The organism is Burkholderia anthina (genome assembly GCF_001547525.1).
GTDB classification, from domain to species: domain Bacteria; phylum Pseudomonadota; class Gammaproteobacteria; order Burkholderiales; family Burkholderiaceae; genus Burkholderia; species Burkholderia semiarida.
The window spans coordinates 924,326-939,693 of sequence record NZ_LNJP01000003.1; the positions used below are offsets into that span (position 1 = coordinate 924,326).

General features: G+C 66.4%; 16 protein-coding genes. 2 read left to right on the forward strand and 14 right to left on the reverse strand.

From position 1 onward, the window contains the following. Positions 1-53: 53 nt before the first annotated feature. The 7 genes from WS64_RS24360 to WS64_RS24390 form a co-directional block, all read right to left on the reverse strand. On the reverse strand, positions 54-845 hold the full coding sequence (locus tag WS64_RS24360; protein WP_059580317.1) for an alpha/beta fold hydrolase: 792 nt from the start codon (positions 843-845) through the stop codon (positions 54-56). Positions 846-929: 84 nt separating this feature from the next. Then, complete coding sequence (locus tag WS64_RS24365; RefSeq protein ID WP_059579919.1) at positions 930-1,250, reverse strand: DUF4148 domain-containing protein; 321 nt, start codon at positions 1,248-1,250, stop codon at positions 930-932. Positions 1,251-1,531: 281 nt separating this feature from the next. Then, positions 1,532-2,074, reverse strand: a complete 543-nt coding sequence (locus WS64_RS24370) for a cytochrome P460 family protein (RefSeq protein ID WP_060967957.1) — start codon at positions 2,072-2,074, stop codon at positions 1,532-1,534. Further along, positions 2,074-3,117 carry an alpha/beta fold hydrolase gene (locus WS64_RS24375; RefSeq protein ID WP_059640422.1) on the reverse strand — a complete coding sequence of 348 codons (1,044 nt, stop codon included), beginning with the start codon at positions 3,115-3,117 and terminating at the stop codon, positions 2,074-2,076. The genes WS64_RS24370 and WS64_RS24375 overlap by 1 nt, the downstream gene beginning before the upstream one ends. Positions 3,118-3,371: 254 nt before the next feature. Continuing rightward, positions 3,372-4,751, reverse strand: a complete 1,380-nt coding sequence (locus WS64_RS24380) for a tripartite tricarboxylate transporter permease (protein WP_059579912.1) — start codon at positions 4,749-4,751, stop codon at positions 3,372-3,374. After that, positions 4,751-5,248, reverse strand: a complete 498-nt coding sequence (locus WS64_RS24385; protein ID WP_059640428.1) for a hypothetical protein — start codon at positions 5,246-5,248, stop codon at positions 4,751-4,753. The genes WS64_RS24380 and WS64_RS24385 overlap by 1 nt, the downstream gene beginning before the upstream one ends. 59 nt (positions 5,249-5,307) lie before the next feature. Then, positions 5,308-6,594 carry a hydroxymethylglutaryl-CoA reductase, degradative gene (locus WS64_RS24390; protein WP_059579907.1) on the reverse strand — a complete coding sequence of 429 codons (1,287 nt, stop codon included), beginning with the start codon at positions 6,592-6,594 and terminating at the stop codon, positions 5,308-5,310. Positions 6,595-6,758: 164 nt separating this feature from the next. On the opposite strand from WS64_RS24390, the gene WS64_RS24395 reads away from it, so the two are divergent. Then, a complete protein-coding gene (locus WS64_RS24395) occupies positions 6,759-8,144 on the forward strand; it encodes an aminotransferase-like domain-containing protein (protein ID WP_060967958.1) in 1,386 nt (461 codons plus the stop codon). 53 nt (positions 8,145-8,197) lie between these two features. On the opposite strand, the gene WS64_RS24400 is transcribed toward WS64_RS24395, so the two are convergent. Together WS64_RS24400 and WS64_RS24405 are read right to left on the reverse strand one after the other, a co-directional pair. Beyond that, positions 8,198-9,475, reverse strand: a complete 1,278-nt coding sequence (locus tag WS64_RS24400) for an epoxide hydrolase family protein (protein ID WP_060967959.1) — start codon at positions 9,473-9,475, stop codon at positions 8,198-8,200. Between the two features lie 204 nt (positions 9,476-9,679). After that, positions 9,680-10,384, reverse strand: a complete 705-nt coding sequence (locus WS64_RS24405) for an SDR family oxidoreductase (protein ID WP_059580315.1) — start codon at positions 10,382-10,384, stop codon at positions 9,680-9,682. Positions 10,385-10,518: 134 nt separating this feature from the next. Here WS64_RS24405 and gcvA point away from each other — a divergent pair, with 134 nt between their 5' ends. Beyond that, positions 10,519-11,409, forward strand: a complete 891-nt coding sequence (gcvA, locus tag WS64_RS24410; RefSeq protein WP_060967960.1) for a transcriptional regulator GcvA — start codon at positions 10,519-10,521, stop codon at positions 11,407-11,409. A gap of 25 nt (positions 11,410-11,434) precedes the next feature. Here the strand turns inward: gcvA and WS64_RS24415 are convergent, their stop codons facing one another. The 5 genes from WS64_RS24415 to WS64_RS35360 all read right to left on the reverse strand — a co-directional run bounded on the left by WS64_RS24415 (position 11,435) and on the right by WS64_RS35360 (position 14,535). Continuing rightward, positions 11,435-12,022 (reverse strand): pyridoxamine 5'-phosphate oxidase family protein, encoded by a 588-nt coding sequence (locus WS64_RS24415; protein WP_060967961.1) that lies wholly within the window; start codon positions 12,020-12,022, stop codon positions 11,435-11,437. A 96-nt stretch (positions 12,023-12,118) separates the two neighbouring features. Beyond that, on the reverse strand, positions 12,119-12,310 hold the full coding sequence (locus WS64_RS24420; RefSeq protein WP_060967962.1) for a hypothetical protein: 192 nt from the start codon (positions 12,308-12,310) through the stop codon (positions 12,119-12,121). Between the two features lie 12 nt (positions 12,311-12,322). Continuing rightward, entirely contained in the window at positions 12,323-13,522 is a 1,200-nt protein-coding gene (locus WS64_RS24425) for an aminotransferase-like domain-containing protein (RefSeq protein WP_060967963.1), read from the reverse strand. A gap of 367 nt (positions 13,523-13,889) precedes the next feature. Further along, on the reverse strand, positions 13,890-14,255 hold the full coding sequence (locus WS64_RS35355) for a hypothetical protein (protein WP_244166645.1): 366 nt from the start codon (positions 14,253-14,255) through the stop codon (positions 13,890-13,892). Beyond that, positions 14,248-14,535, reverse strand: a complete 288-nt coding sequence (locus tag WS64_RS35360; protein WP_244166646.1) for a hypothetical protein — start codon at positions 14,533-14,535, stop codon at positions 14,248-14,250. The genes WS64_RS35355 and WS64_RS35360 overlap by 8 nt, the downstream gene beginning before the upstream one ends. Between the last annotated feature and the right edge of the window lie 833 nt (positions 14,536-15,368).

Here is a 15,368-nt window from a genome sequence, read left to right on the forward strand (position 1 = left end):
CGCCATCACTCACGGTGCCGCGCATCCTCACGAAGGCGCGGCGCCGCATTCGCTCACTGCGTATCGTGCTTCGTGCGCTCGGCGGCGGCGATGATCGCATCGGCCACGGCTTTCGGCTGGCTCAGCATCGCGACATGGCTGCCGTTCACGCGCGCGACCGTCGCGCCGATCCGCTTCGCCATCGCTTCCTGCAGCTTCGGATCGATCATCCGGTCCTGCGTCGCGACGACGAACGTCGACGGCTTCGCATGCCACGCGGCCTGCGTGACCTTCTCCGAGATGCAGCCACCGTACCACGGCCCTTGCGTCGCCGCGACGATGCGCTGCTGCGCGGGCGGCAGATCCGGCGCGAAATCCTGCGCGATCGCCTTGTCCGACAGCCGCGCGAAACCACCCGCGTCCTTGCGCAGCTCCCCGGCCCACGACGGCGCCGGCAGCCCTTGCGTGACGTCGGCGATCGACTGGCCGTTGTCGGGCGCGAACGCCGCGACGTACACGAGCGACTTCACCTTGTCGTCGTTGCCCGCGTCGCTGATCACGACGCCGGCCCACGAATGGCCGACCAGCACGACCGGCCCTTTCTGTTCGTCGATCGTGCGTTTCGTCGCGGCCGCATCGTCGGCGAGCGAACTCAGCGGATTCTGCACCGACACCACGTGCAGCCCGCGCGCCTCGAGCAGCGGAATCACGCGGTTCCAGCTCGACCCGTCGGCGAACGCGCCGTGCACGAGCACGACGTTGGTGCCCTTCAGGTCTTCCTTCGGTGCGGCCTGCGCCGCGACCGCACCGAACAGTCCGCCGACTACCGCGGCGGATACCAGAACGCGTTTCATCAAACCGGCCATCGTCATGCTCCTTTCTTTGTCGTGTTGTTCAAGTGAAGTGCTTCAGTGCGCGCCACACCTCCGTGAGGCAGGCGCGGCGACCGATCACGAATGCGCGTACAGGTCGTCAGCGGCGTCGCGATGACCGGCCGACGTCGACGCATCGGCCACGTTGTCGCCTTGCGACTTCGACGGGCCGTTCTGGTCGGAACGTGCGACCTGCTGCGCGGCGGCGACGGCTTGCTCCGCGGCCGCGATATCGTCCGGGTAGTGCGCTTCGCTGCCGGCCGGGTTGTAGCCGGCCTGCTCGAGACGGATGAGGTCGGCGCGCACTTCGGCACGCGTGAGGCCGTGGCCCGTATCGGCGAACGACAGGGCCGGAGCGACGGCGAGGACGGCAACGGCGAGGATTCGAGCGGCTTTCATGAGAGTTCTCCTTGAAGGAAGTTGGGGTGTCGATCACTTGGCATTCGGCGTGAACGTGTGGCGCTGAACGCTTGCTGCATGTCGACAGTAGAACCCGCGCACGTATCCGGCATGTTTCCGAAACCGGGGCGTTCTGCATGCCAGTTTTTCAGGAACGACCGCAGATACAGTGCGATACAAACGCGCGTGATCCGTTTCGCCCCCCCGCCGCGCACCGCATGAAAAAAAAGGCGTGCCTCGCAAGGCACGCCTTTCCATCCGCTTCACGCCGCCGTGTCACGTCACGGCGCGAGCCGCGTGAACACGTAATCGTGATTCTTCACGCGGGCCTGGTGACACGCAAAGCACGTCTGATGCTGGCCGATGTCGGCGGGCACGCCGTTGATGAAGCGCCCGAAGCCCCAGCCGCCCGTCGATGCATAGCGGCGCGAGTCCTTCACCATCACCTGCACGGTCGTCGCCTGCCCGGGCACCGTCGCCGGCGGAAACTCGTCGGACTGCTTGCGCTTGTACGCGAGCTTCACGAGGATCGTGCCATCCGGAAACGGCAGCGTCGCCTTTTCGAGCGCGCGGATCGCGACCGGATTGCCGAGCACCACGCGCAACTCGTCGAGCGGCGCGGCTTCCTCTGCCGGCGCAACCATTTCCCATTTGCGATAGCCGGGCGGAATCGTCACGCCGTAGATCGGCGACGCGGCCGCGGCCGGCTTCGGCTGTTCCGCGAACGCGGCAGGACCGCTCGCCGACCACGCACCGGCCAGCAGCACGGCCGCGGCGACCACCCGGCGCGCACCGCGCCGCCACACTCCCACGCGCGCCCGCATCACAGATGCTCCACTTGCAGGATCGCATCGGCGAATGCCTGCGGCGCTTCCTGCGGCAGGTTGTGGCCGATGCCGCCGGTGATCGTCCGGTGCTGGTACTTGCCGGTGAACTTCTTCGCGTATGCGGCCGGCTCCGGATGCGGCGCGCCGTTCGCGTCGCCTTCCATCGTGATCGTCGGCACGGCGATCGCGGGGCCTGCCGCGAGACGCCGCTCGATGTCGTCGTATTGCGCTTCGCCCTTCGCGAGCCCGAGACGCCAGCGATAGTTGTGGATCACGACGGCCACGTGGTCGGGATTCTGGAACGACGCGGCCGTGCGCGCAAACGTTTCGTCGGAGAACTGCCACTTCGGCGACGCGAGCTGCCAGATCAGCTTGTTGAACGCATCGCGGTTCTGCGCGTAGCCGAGTTCGCCGCGCTCCGTCGTGAAATAGAACTGGTACCACCACTGCAGCTCGGCCTTCGGCGGCAGCGGCTTGGCGTTCGCCGCCTGGCTGCCGATCAGGTAGCCGCTCACCGACACCAGCGCCTTCACGCGCTGCGGCCACAGCGCCGCGATGACGTCGGCCGTGCGCGCGCCCCAGTCGTAGCCGCCGAACACCGCGCGGTCGATCTTCAGTGCATCCATCAGTGCGACGATGTCGACGGCCGTGACCGCCTGCTGGCCGTTGCGCACCGTGTCGGCCGAGCGGAACGTCGTCGAGCCGTAGCCGCGCAGGTACGGCACGATCACGCGATAGCCGGCCGCGACGAGCAGCGGCGCGACTTCGGCATAGCTGTAGATGTCGTACGGCCAGCCGTGCAGCAGGAACACGGCCGGGCCGTTCTTCGGGCCGAGATCCGCATACCCGACGTTGAGCACGCCCGCGTCGATCTGGTGGATCGTGCCCAGCGACGCGGCGCCGGCCGCACGCTTGCCGGCCGATGCATCGGGCGCGGACTGCGCATGCGCAAGCGCGCTGAAGCCGAGGTCGGCCAGGCTGAGGCTCGCCAGCGTCGAGCCCAGGATCAGGCGGCGGCGGGTGTTCACGTTATCGGACATGACTCGTTCTCCATTGTCGATCGCTAAGGAAGGGGCCCGCGGCACGTGCGGGCAATCCGGTATCGTCGTTCGCAGCGGCGGCGCATCGCACCGCGCCGTCGTGTGAATCGCTTCACCGGTTTTATATCCGAACCGACCGGGCGCTTTGTATCCCAACGTATCTGTGTGCGAACACGACAAAAAGCGATTCAAAAATCGTCGGAAAAGCGACGTTTCGCCGCGATGGCCGGGCATCCGCGACCGGCGCCGGCGCGTCAGAACAGTTTGGCGATCGCGGGCACGCTGAGCACCGCGACGTAATAGCCCATGAACTGCACGCCCGTGTTGAACGCGAACAGGCGTGACAGCATTCCACCGAACAGGCCGATCGTCACGATCACGGCGAGCCCGAGCAGTTGCCCTTCCCACACGCCGATCACGACGATCAGCCCCGCGAAGGTCGCGATGATCGCTTCATGGCTCAGCTTGCGCGCGACGAACGACGCCGCGCGGTGCGCGTGGTGCATCGCGAGCGGATACGCGATCAGCGCGGCCAGCACGATCGACAGCAGCCCGTAGCCGAGGAACGCCGGCCAGCTCATCAGCGTATGCAGGTTGTGGATCTGCCCGCTCGCCGCATCGACCGTGAAGCGCGGCGGCGCATTGAACAACGGCGCGGCCGGTCCGGCCGCCACCGGGCTCAGCGGCAGCCCGAACGCGATCAGCGGAATCAGTGCTTCGGCGATGTAGGTCGCCTCGGTCACGCCGTTGCGCGCGGCGATCACGGTCGTCAGGCGCTGATAAGCATGACGCACGCGCGCACCGACGATCTCGCCCATCAGCACCGTCATCGCGACCGGGCTGAACACGAACGTCGCGCTCGACACGGCGGCCGTGCCGACCGTCCAAGCGACCTGCTCGCGGTCGAGCACCTTCAGCGGATTCGGGAAGTAGCCGCGCCAGCTTTTCACGTCGGGCGCGAGTACGAACGTCGACGGCCCGTCGCGACGCATGCGCCGCCGCTCGGCCGGCGACAGGATCGAGAACAGGTCGGCCACCAGCGGCCCGATCGCGATCCCGAGGAAGTAGCTGACGCTGAGCTTCACGCCATAACGACCGGTGAGCGCCTGCAAGCCGACCACCAGCATCACGAACGGCACGAGCAGCAGTACCGACGCCCACCGCCCGGCGGAGAAATACGCGATGCCGACGGCCGCCGCGAGGAACACCCACGGCGCCGCCTTCGCGATCGCCGCGCCGAACGGCGCGAGCAGCGACGCGAACAGCACAGCGAGCGGCAGTGCGACGAACGCCGCGACGATCGCGCCGGAGATCATCTTGCGCAGTGCGATGTGCGGCACGCCGAGCGCGCGCAGCAGCGTCGCCTGTTGCAGCAGCGGCGCGGCCATCGTGTCGCCGGGAATACCGAGCAGCGCGGTCGGGATCGCGTGCGTGATGTGCTTGGCCACCGCGCCCGCGAGGAAGAACGTGAACACGCCGGCCGGCGGCACGCCGAGCAGCGCGACGAGCAACGTGAGCGGCGCGATCGTCGTCGTTTCGTCGGTGCCGGAGATCAGGCCGATGGCGGAGAACACGATCGCGCCCAGCAGCCCCATCGCGAACGCGGCCGGCAATGCATGCAGCAGCGCGTCCATCAGCGGCCTCCCGCGCGGGCGCGCCCGGTGGAGGCGTCGTACGACGCGAACAGGTCGAGCAACCCGAGTTCCTCCATCTCGGCGCGCGCGGCGGGCGACAGGTCGTTCGTCGAGCCGAGCCCGCCCGATGCTTCGGCGAGTTGCCGCAATGCGTCGTCGCGCTCGGCGCCGCCCGCCGCATGTTCGATCACCGTGCGCTTCGGCTTGAACAGCAGCGCGCAGATCGCACCGGCCAGCAGGCAGCCGCCCAGGCCGATCAGCATTGCGTAAGCGCGTGCGATCGCCGCGTCGTGCACGAACGACGCGAGCGCGATGCGGCCGACCTCGAACGCGCCGAGGCTGATCGCGATGCCGAGCAGCACCGACCACGCAAGATGCTTCGTCGCCACCGTATCGCCCCATACCTCGACGAGCGTCGTGGCCGCCGCATCGGCGCCGGCCAACGGCCGGGCGCGATGCGGCGCGGGTGCGACGGCGCTTGAACCGGTCTGTTCCATGTGTCTCCTCCTGGTTTGATATGTCGCCGGCCGTGCCGGCGCGGCGCGCAGCGCGCGGGTCAGCCGCCGCTGCGGCCCGCGAGCAACGCGACGGCGAAATCGGTACGCACGTCCTTCGCCGCGACCATCTGCTGCGCGATCCGGTCGATGTCGGCCCCCGTCGCACCGGCCGCGACGGCGATGTTGCGCGCATGCAGCGCCATGTGTCCGCGCTGGATTCCTTCGGTCGCGAGCGCGCGCAGCGCACCGAGATTCTGCGCAAGCCCGACCGCGACCGCAATTTCGCCGAGCTCCTGCGCCGACGTCACGTTCATGATCTTCAATGCAAGGCGCGCGAGCGGATGCGTCTTCGTCGCGCCGCCGACGAGCCCGACCGGCATCGGCATCTCGATCGTGCCGACGAGGTCGCCGTTGGCGGCCTTCTCCCACGTCGTCAGCGACGTATAGCGGCCGCTGCGGCTCGCGTACGCATGCGCGCCGGCCTCGACCGCGCGCCAGTCGTTGCCGGTCGCGACCACCACCGGATCGATGCCGTTCATGATGCCCTTGTTGTGGGTCGCCGCGCGGTACGGATCGGTCGCCGCGAACACGTATGCGTCGATCACGCGGTCGATCACGTCCTCGCCGGCGTAATCGTCGGTCGCGAGCGTCGCCGCCGAGTACCGTACCTCCGCGCGCGCCAACCGCAAATCGGCGAGGTTGGACAGTATCCGCAACCGTACCTGGCCGCCGGTGATCGCCTCGATGCGGGTCGCGACGGTTTCGGCCATCGTGTTGACCGTGTTCGCGCCCATCGCGTCGCGCACGTCGACGATCAGGTGCGCGACGATCATCGCGCCGCGCGGCGTGTCGGGGAACACATGAACCTCGATGTCGCGGCAGCCGCCGCCGAGGCCCACGAGCACCTTGTCGCGACTGTTCGCGAGGGCGATCAGTTCGGCCGCGTGCCGCAGGATCGCGAGCCGCGCGCCGTACGGATCACCGACGCCGATCACCTGCACCTGCGCACGCATCAGCGGGCCGCTGCTCGACGTGCGAAAGCCGCCGGCCGCGCGGGAGAGCTTCGCCATATACGATGCGGCCGCGACGATCGACGGCTCCTCGACGGCCATCGGCACGATCACGTCGCGATCGTTGATCCGGAAGTAGCCGGCCACCGCCATCGGCAGTTCGAACGTGCCGATCACGTTCTCGATCATCCCGTTCGCGGTCTCGAGCGGCAGCGCGCCCGGTTTCGCGAGCAGCGCGTGCTCGGCGTCGTCGAGCCCGACGGTGCGGGACAGGTGGGACAGGCGTTGCTCGGGCGTGAGCGAGCGGAAGTTCGGCAAGGCGGAATCGATCGGCATGATGGGTCGGCTGTTTCGGGGTGGCGGTGTTGCCCGTCGGCGCTTGCGGCAGGCAGCGGATAGCCGAATAATAGTCACGCTGTACCCATTGAAAAGGTACAGACGGCGCAGACAGTCATCCAGCCGTACCCATGACAGTGGGCCGGCCCCGACGGAACATTCCGATGAAACAGCGTGCGAAAGCCAGCCTGTCTGGCGCAATGGCGGACAATCTGGCCAGACAGATAGAAGAAGGGGTGTTGCCGGCCGGTGCGAAACTGCCGTCGATCAGGGAATACGCCGAGGCGTCCGGCTGCTCGAAGAACACCGTGATCAGCGCGTTCGAGATGCTCGCGGCCGACGGCCTGATCGAGCCGCGCCGCGGCTCGGGCTTCTTCGTCACGCGGCGCGCGGCCGCCGTGCCCGACATCGACGAGCCGAACTCGCTCGACCGCGCGATGGACATCGTGTGGCTGATGCGCGAGCAACTGCACGTGAAGCCCGACGTGCTCAATCTCGGCGAAGGCTTCCCGCCGATCGAGTGGCTCGAGGAAACGCGGCTGAACCAGTACCAGCAGCGCATCATGCGCACGAGCGCCGCGTCGCTGTTCCGCTACGGCAGCCGCTTCGGCTATCTGCCGCTGCGCCAGTCGCTGCAGCAGAAGCTCGCCGGCTACGAGATCGAGGCGCCGCCCGCGCAGATCGTGCTCACGCACGGCGCGAACCAGGCGATGGATCTCGTGCTGCGCTACTTCGTGCGTCCCGGCGACACCGTGCTCGTCGACGATCCCGGCTACTACCCGCTGTTCGGCAAGCTCAAGCTGAGCGGTGCGAACATCGTCGGCGTGCCGCGCGAGATCGACGGCCCCGACGTCGCGAAACTGGCCGAGCATGTCGCCGCGTACCGGCCGAAGCTGTTCTTCACGCAATCGGTCGGCCACAACCCGACCGCGACCGATACGAGCGCGGCCAAGGCACACCGCATTCTGCAGCTCGCCGACGCGCACGATCTGATCATCGTCGAGGACGATGCGCTCGCCGACCTGCGGCCGCGCTCGCTCACGCGCATCGCGACGCTCGACCAGCTGCGCCGCACCATCTATATCGGCAGCTTTTCGAAATCGGTGTCGGCGGCGCTGCGTGTCGGGTTTCTCGCGTGCAATGCGGCGCTTGCCAGCGATCTCGCCGACGTGAAGATGCTGACGCACGTCAGCAGCTCGGAATACTGCGAACGCACGCTCGACGCGATCGTCAGCGATGGCCATTTCCTCCGGCATACGAATCATCTTCAGGAGAAGTTGCGGCGTGCGACCGGCACCGCGCTCGCAGCGCTCGGCCGCCTCGGCGCGGAGGTCTATCGTCCCTGTGACCAGAGCCTGTATCTGTGGGCCGCGCTGCCCGGCTGGCCCGATTCGATGCAGCTCGCGCAGGCAATGCTCAAGCGTGGCGTGATTCTCGCGCCCGGTGCGGTGTTTTCGCCGCAGGCCGATCGTCCGTCGAAGTATTGCCGCTTCAACGTCGCGTATCTCGCGGACAAGCGGTTTGCGCAGGCCTTGCAGGCAGTTACCTGAAAACGAACACGGGCCGCGCCACCGCCTGGCCCGCATTCGTCGTGTCACTCTGGTTACACGCGCCGCAACGGCCGGAACCCGGCACGCACTTCACGCGCAAACAGTTCCGGCTCCTCCCATGCGGCGAAGTGCCCGCCCTTGTCGACTTCGTTGAAGTAGATCAGGTTGTGATAGCTGCGCTCCGCCCAACTGCGCGGCGCCTGGTAGATCTCGCCCGGAAACACCGTGATCGCGGCCGGCAGCGAGATATCCACCGCGTTGAAGTTGTTCGAGTGATCCTCCCAGTAGATCTGCGCGGCGGACGTCGCGGTGTTCGTCAGCCAGTACAGCGAAATGTCGTCGAGAATCTCGTCGCGCGGAATCGAGCGTTCGGGCACGCCGCCGCTGTACGTCCACTGCGAGATCTTGTCGTACATCCACGCGGCCTGTCCGGACGGCGAATCGGCCAGCGCATAGCCCACCGTCTGCGGCCGCGTGACCATCATCGCCGAGTAGCCGCAGTTGTCGCGGTAGAACGTCGCGAGCTTCTCGTACGCGGCCTTCTCCTTCGGCGACAGCGAAGCCGGCGCCGGCGCATCGACCTGGAGCAGCGTCGCGATGTCCGGCGGCACCGTCGCCGGCATGTTCACGTGAATCCCGACGAGGCCCTGCACGCGCTGCATCGCCATCCGGTGCGAAATCACCGAGCCGCAGTCGCCGCCCTGCGACACGAAGCGCGTATAGCCGAGCCGCGCCATCAGCTCGCCCCACGCGCGCGCGATGTGATCGGAACCCCAGCCGGTCTTCGTCGGACGGCCCGAGAAGCCGAAACCCGGCAACGACGGCACGACGACGTGAAACGCGTCGTCCGCGCTCGCGCCGTGCGCGGTCGGGTCGGTCAGCGGGCCGATCGCCTTCAGCAGCTCGAAGACCGAGCCGGGCCAGCCGTGCGTCATGATCATCGGCATCGCGTTCTCGTGCCGCGAGCGCACGTGGATGAAATGAATGTCGAGCCCGTCGATTTCCGTGATGAACATCGGGAAACCGTTCAGGCGCGCCTCGCCCTTGCGCCAGTCGTAGTCGGTGCCCCAGTAGCGCAGCAGCGCCTGCATGCGCGCGAGCCGCACGCCTTGCGATTCGTCGGCGACGGTTTCGCGGCCCGGCCAGCGCGTCGCGGCAATGCGGCGGCGCAGGTCAGCCACGGCTTCATCGGGAATGTGCGCGGTGAACGGGCGTATGCCGCTCGCGCCGGTCGCGGCATGCAGCGCGGTGGGCAGCATCGCCGAGACCCCGGCGGCCACGGAAGTGGCCAGCAGGTGGCGACGCATCGGGGAAAACGGTGTGGAAGACATCGTTCGGCATCCTTTCGTGAAGTGGAAAGTGAAGATGCCGCGCGCGGGATCGCGCCCAGGCTTTCGATCCGGCGCGCCCTCGTCACGCGGCGTCGCCCATTTGAAAGGTCTGATGTATCCGGGATTTGTCTGATTTGTACGCGTTTGTAGCGGCTGCACCGCGAGCGGGCGGCCCGCGCCGCCGCTCGCTCGCCGCTGCGGCGCTCAGAGCGCCTTGACGATCGCGCCGTCGACGCGAATGTTCTGGCCGGTGATGTAGCCCGCGCCGTCCGACAGCAGGAACGCGACCGTCTTCGCGATCTCGCCGGTCTTGCCGAAGCGGCCGGCCGGAATGCGCGCGACGATCTCCGGCGTTTCCGGCCAGCTGTCGATGAAGCCCGGCAGCACCGCGTTCATCCGGATGTTCTCGGCCGCATAGCGTTCCGCGTACAGGCGCGTCCATGCGCTCAGCGCCGCGCGCAGCGCCGACGACACCGGCATCGGTTGCTCGGGCGCGTCCGCCGCGAAGCTCGAGATGTTCACCACCGCGCCGCCGCCCTGCTTCTGGAAGATCGGCGTCACGCGGCGCATCACGCGCACCACGTTCAGCAGGATCAGGTCGAGCCCCGCGTGCCAGTTGTCGTCGGTGATCGCCAGCAGCTCGCCCTTCGGCGGATGGCCGGTATTGTTCACGACCGCGTCGATCCGCCCGTAGCGGGCGACCGTTTCCTGCACGAGCGTGTCGATATCGGCTTCGTCCGTCACCGAGCCCTTGATGCCGAACCCACCCAGTTCCTCGCCGAGCGCCACCGCGCTGCCCGACGGCGACATCAGCGCGACGCGATAGCCCGTCGCCGCCAGTTCGCGCGCGATCGCCGCGCCCATGCCCTTGCCCGCCGCCGTGATCAACGCCACTTTTTCTACAGTCACGCTATGCTCCTCGTTCCGATTCCGCCGCCGCGCAGCCGCCACTCGGCGCGCCATGGTGGTAATGTAGGCGCATCGATTCCGGCTGTCGAACCAGTATTTCTGCCGCCAGCCGATAGTTTTTCTACAGTCTGACGATGCCGCCACGCCCTTCCCGCCTGCCGCCGCTGAATGCGCTTCGCGCGTTCGAAGTCTCCGCGCGGCACCTCAATTTCCGCGCCGCCGCCGACGAGATCGGCGTCACGCAGGGCGCCGTCGCGCAGCAGGTGCGCCACCTCGAGGACGTGCTCGGCCTGAAGCTGTTCGAGCGCCTGCCGCGCGGCCTCGCGCTCACGCACGACGGCGCCACTTATTTTTCCGACGTGCAGCGTGCGCTGCATGCGATCGCCGACGCCACCGACAAGCTCGTGAAACGGCGCGCCGCGCTGACGATCAGCACGACGCCGTCGTTCGCGTCGAAGTGGCTGATCCCGCGGCTCGCGCAGTTCACCGACGCGCATCCCGATTACGACGTGCGCGTGATCGCCGACCCGCAGATCGCGACGTTCCGCCACGACGGCGTCGATCTCGCGATTCGCTACGGCAAGCCGCCGTTCGGCAAGCATCTCGTCACCCATGCGCTGTTCCCGCTCGACGTGTGCGCGGTGTGCAGCCCTTCGCTGCTGACCGCGCCGGCTTCGCCGCGCGCGCTTGCCGGCCAGGTGCTGCTGCACGACGCGCATGACCTGTGGCCCGAGTTCCTCGCGGCGATGCCCGAACCGGTCGACGTCGATCCGCACAAGGGGCTGCGCTTCAACCAGACGTCGCTCGCGATCGATGCGGCCGTCGCCGGCCAGGGCATCGCGCTCGCGACCGAGCCGCTCGTCGAGCGCGACATCGCCGCCGGACGGCTGTGCAAGCCGTTCGACTTCGCGTTTCCGCTGTCGATGGGGTTCTATCTCGTGTATCCGGCCGAGCGCCGCGACGACGGTGCGATCGCGGTGATGCGCGAGTGGATGATTCAAGCCGCGTCGGACGGGCGGCCTTGAGCGGCTCGCGCGCGCTCGGCCCGCTTCAGGGCGCGATCCAGCGGGCTTCGTAGCGGTTTTCGTTCAGGTCGAATACCGCTCGGCGATGGCCGGCGCGCGCGAGTTCGAGCCAGTCGATGCGTGTGACCGTCATGTGGATCAGGCAGAAGTTTTCGTAGCCGTCGCCGGTTGGTGCGGTGCCGTCGACATGTGCGGCTTCCGGAGACGCAACCGGCATGCCGGGCGGCAACGGTGCTCGATACAGCAGCAGCGTATGCGGGCGGCTCGCCTCCCAGATCCCGCGCCGTTGCGTTTCGTCGTCGCAGACCGATGCAATTCCTTCCGCGCGAATCTGCACGAGCGCGTCGAGATCATTCGCGGCGATCGAGATACGCGGATCGCGACGCAACTCCGCGACCTTCTCCGAGCGCGCATCGGTATGAAACGACAGCACGCGCTCGACGCGGTTCACCTGACGCAACACGATCGTCCGGACCTTCGGTGCGCCATCGAGACCGAGCGTCGCCGCCTGCAACATCGTGAACGGCGAGCGCTGAACGCTGACGCCGGATTCGAGGCAGGACCAGATGCGGTCGTACGTTTGCGCGAGCGATTCGGGGGTCGAGTCGGACATGGGGCGGCGGCGATCGTCGGTGTTTCGATCGCGCAAGCTTAACCGTTCGTTTCGCCGACGGCTCGCAGGTGATGCGAACCGCCGCCCTCGTGCCTGTCAGTTGTAGCCGAGCACGACCGGCGCCGCATCGCCGGCATCGGTTGCCGGCTCCGCGCCGAAGCGGCCGAGCACGTCGGCCACATACTGCGGCCCGACGCTGATCTGCGACGAGCGATGCTTTGCTGGCCGCTTATCGCCTGCGCCCGACGCTGCGCCGGTCGAGGCCGTTTCGTTGACGGTGATATTCACGCTGATGTCTCCTCACGCGGCCCGCGCCGCACCATACGCGCGCACGAGGCGCGCGACGCCTTCCCGGATCGCATCGACGTCCGGCGCGGCGAACGACAGGCGCAGCGACGCCGCGTCGACGTTGTCCGCGAAGAACGCCTTGCCGGGGACGAACACGATCTTGTGCGCGATCGCCTGTTGCAGCAGCACGTCCGACGACACCGCCCTGATTCGCGCCCACACGAACATCCCGCCTTCGGGACGATGGAACTCGATCGCAGCGCCGAACCCGTCGCGCAGCGCGTCGCACATCGCGTCGCATTTGATCCGGTACGCGGCCGTGATGCGCGGCAGATGGCGTTCGAGCGCGCCGTCCGCCAAATATTCGGCGGCGGTGGCCTGCGTCCACGGTGCGCTGCACAGATCGACCGTCTGCTTCGCGATCACGCAGCGCCGCGCGATCTCGGCCGGCGCGATCGTCCAGCCCACGCGCAGCCCCGGCGCGACGATTTTCGACAGGCTCGCGAAATGCACGAGCCAGTCGCGTGCGCCGTCCACTTCGTTCGCGAGCGCGAGCATCGACGGCACCGGTTCGCCCGCGAAGCGCAGGTCGCCGTACGGGTCGTCCTCGACGATCAGGAAACGGTATTGCACCGCGAGACGCAGCAGCTTCAGCCGGCGTTCGCGCGTGAGCGTCGCGCCCGTCGGGTTCGCGAAGGTGGGGACCGTGTAGAGCAGCTTCGGCTGCGCGATCGCGCCGGACGCGAGTTGTGCCGCGAGACGATCGACGTCGAGGCCTTCGCCGTCGACGGGAATCGTCACGATGCGCGCCTGTTGCAAACGCATGGCTTGAAGCGTGGCCGGGTACGCCGGTTGTTCGGTCAGCACGACGTCGCCGGGCGACACCATCACGCGCAGCAGCAGGTCGAGGCCTTGCTGCGAACCGGTCGTGACGAGCAGTTCGGCTGGCGTGCACGCGACGCCGCGACGCGCCATCAGCGCGATCAGTTGCTGCTTCAGTTCGGCGAGGCCGTCGGTCGGGCCGTATTGCAGGCAGCGGACGGGTTGCGCGTACGCGCGTTCGGCGGCCGCGTTCAGGCCGGCGGCGTCGAACAGGTCGCTGGCCGGATAACCGCCCGCGAAGGAAATCATGCCGGGTTCGGACAGGTACTTGAACAACTCGCGGATCGGCGAGCCGGCAGGGTTTTGGAATGAGGGCGTGAACGCGTACATGTCGTCGTGAGCTGGAAGGCGCGGGCGGCCGGGATAGCCGTCGAGTGCCGGCCGCCAGGGCGCTTCTGGCGCCACGGCGGTGAATTCGAGCCACGATTGTCGATAGTCATTAAGGGCTCGGCAAACGATATCTATGCACTAGGTCTTGCGGTTTGGTCATTAAATCGCGGTGGGGTGCGTGTTGGCGGTGCGCGGATGATGCGGGGTTCCGGGGCGGTTTGCCGAACGGGTGTTTGATTCGGGTGGTTGTTTCGCCCGGGTGGTCATGATGATCGCCACGGCTTTCTTGGCTTGGGCGGTTCAGCAAGAATCGTGTCGTGGGCGGCGCCGCTTCAACGCGACGACCACCACGGCATCGAGGGCGTTCTCAGCGAAGCCAAATCGGAATTCTCGCCGCGATCCAATCGAGCGTGGTCGGTGGCAGCGAGATCGACCTTTCACTGTCGTACTCATCCGATGCGTCGAAATAAATCAACTTGTTCTTACGGATGATGGTCGATTCTTCCCCCGGCCGGCCGTCCCAAAAAACGAAAAATAGTCGAGTGGCGAGCGTCGAGCCGTGTGCATTGCTGACGACGAGTTTGACCTGCTCATTCTGATCCACGAAAAAACCATTGCCCGGAGCACCACTCCCGCAGATGTTGATGATGTAGGTTGTGCCGTCAACGTGCTTGACACCGCCATTCATCTTGACGTTGTAGTTGAAGCGCTGACAATCGGTACAGTCAGCCATGATCCCGCGAAATCCTACCAGGTAGACGAACGCAAAAAAAAACGACCGTGACGATCGCGAGGCCTGCGCGCTTCGCTCGGCTGAAACGGTTGAAATTTCTGACGCGCCGGTACAGGTAGAAACCGAAGATGATCGACGTGATGACGAAGTTCGCCGGCTTCGTATGCAGGAGCGCGAAAATCGTGATCGCGTTATGCACGTCAACCCACACGAACGTCCACCCGATATCGACCACCAGATATATGGCGATCACGGACAAGACTACTTTGAAGATGGTCACGCGTAGCCAGCACCTCTGAATGAATCCGCGCCAAATTAATCGATACCCATGCAAGTCCGCAATAGTAATGAAAACAACTGTTAAATCGATCCGAGTACGCGAAAGTCGCGAAGATCAGGATAATTCTCAAAGGGCATGCGGTGTCGCCCGTACTAGCCTAACGCGACTTGGTGCTGCAACACTGGCGATGGCAAGGAGTACAAGACATCCTTCCCTCCAACGATCGTTATCTGGATGCGGGCACGCATGCCGATCTTCAACGAAGTTGGTCTGACCTAGCGATGCTCATCGAGCACCGCACATCCTCTGCTCGTCCGCCTTCAGGCGGTTCATATGGAATACATCATCCACCAGGAAGTACCCTCAGTATCGACATATATCGAGATTCGCCTCGCGGCGGAGTCGAGCCGAAAACCCGAGCAAGCCGCAACGGCTCGGCAAGACTGGCCGCCAGGATCTTGATGAGCGCGGCAACGAAGATGGTACCTTCACCGGGCTCATCACATAGATGATCGGACGTCTCGCGCATACGGCCTCCCGCCAGCACCCAAATCACTCAACCATCTGCGCGCAATTCGAGCAATGGATTAAGGATCTGTAGGACTTCTGCGATCCCTACCACTCGTGAACCCTCTGCAACTTCAACACGCCGGCCAATCCAAAACGTGTGCGGGTATGCCTCAGGCGATAATAGCCAGACCTCCGCTCTGCCCTGCTGTCCCGTACAGACGCCTGTGACGTCCACGAATTCGTGATGTGACGATGACAAGTAGTCGTCGCGCACTTTGTAGATGGGACGATAGCCCGAGACGACCTCTTTCAACGAGCCGTCC

Excerpts from the sequence above, each read along its gene's own strand:
- WS64_RS24360 (WP_059580317.1), bottom strand. The coding sequence starts at position 845 with ATGGCCGGTTTGATGAAACGCGTTCTGGTATCCGCCGCGGTAGTCGGC.
- WS64_RS24395 (WP_060967958.1), top strand. The coding sequence starts at position 6,759 with ATGAAACAGCGTGCGAAAGCCAGCCTGTCTGGCGCAATGGCGGACAAT.
- WS64_RS24400 (WP_060967959.1), bottom strand. The coding sequence starts at position 9,475 with ATGTCTTCCACACCGTTTTCCCCGATGCGTCGCCACCTGCTGGCCACT.
- WS64_RS24390 (WP_059579907.1), bottom strand. The coding sequence starts at position 6,594 with ATGCCGATCGATTCCGCCTTGCCGAACTTCCGCTCGCTCACGCCCGAG.
- WS64_RS24365 (WP_059579919.1), bottom strand. The coding sequence starts at position 1,250 with ATGAAAGCCGCTCGAATCCTCGCCGTTGCCGTCCTCGCCGTCGCTCCG.
- gcvA (WP_060967960.1), top strand. The coding sequence starts at position 10,519 with ATGCCGCCACGCCCTTCCCGCCTGCCGCCGCTGAATGCGCTTCGCGCG.
- WS64_RS24370 (WP_060967957.1), bottom strand. The coding sequence starts at position 2,074 with ATGCGGGCGCGCGTGGGAGTGTGGCGGCGCGGTGCGCGCCGGGTGGTC.
- WS64_RS35355 (WP_244166645.1), bottom strand. The coding sequence starts at position 14,255 with ATGGCTGACTGTACCGATTGTCAGCGCTTCAACTACAACGTCAAGATG.
- WS64_RS24415 (WP_060967961.1), bottom strand. The coding sequence starts at position 12,022 with ATGTCCGACTCGACCCCCGAATCGCTCGCGCAAACGTACGACCGCATC.
- WS64_RS24385 (WP_059640428.1), bottom strand. The coding sequence starts at position 5,248 with ATGGAACAGACCGGTTCAAGCGCCGTCGCACCCGCGCCGCATCGCGCC.
- WS64_RS24375 (WP_059640422.1), bottom strand. The coding sequence starts at position 3,117 with ATGTCCGATAACGTGAACACCCGCCGCCGCCTGATCCTGGGCTCGACG.
- WS64_RS24425 (WP_060967963.1), bottom strand. The coding sequence starts at position 13,522 with ATGTACGCGTTCACGCCCTCATTCCAAAACCCTGCCGGCTCGCCGATC.
- WS64_RS24380 (WP_059579912.1), bottom strand. The coding sequence starts at position 4,751 with ATGGACGCGCTGCTGCATGCATTGCCGGCCGCGTTCGCGATGGGGCTG.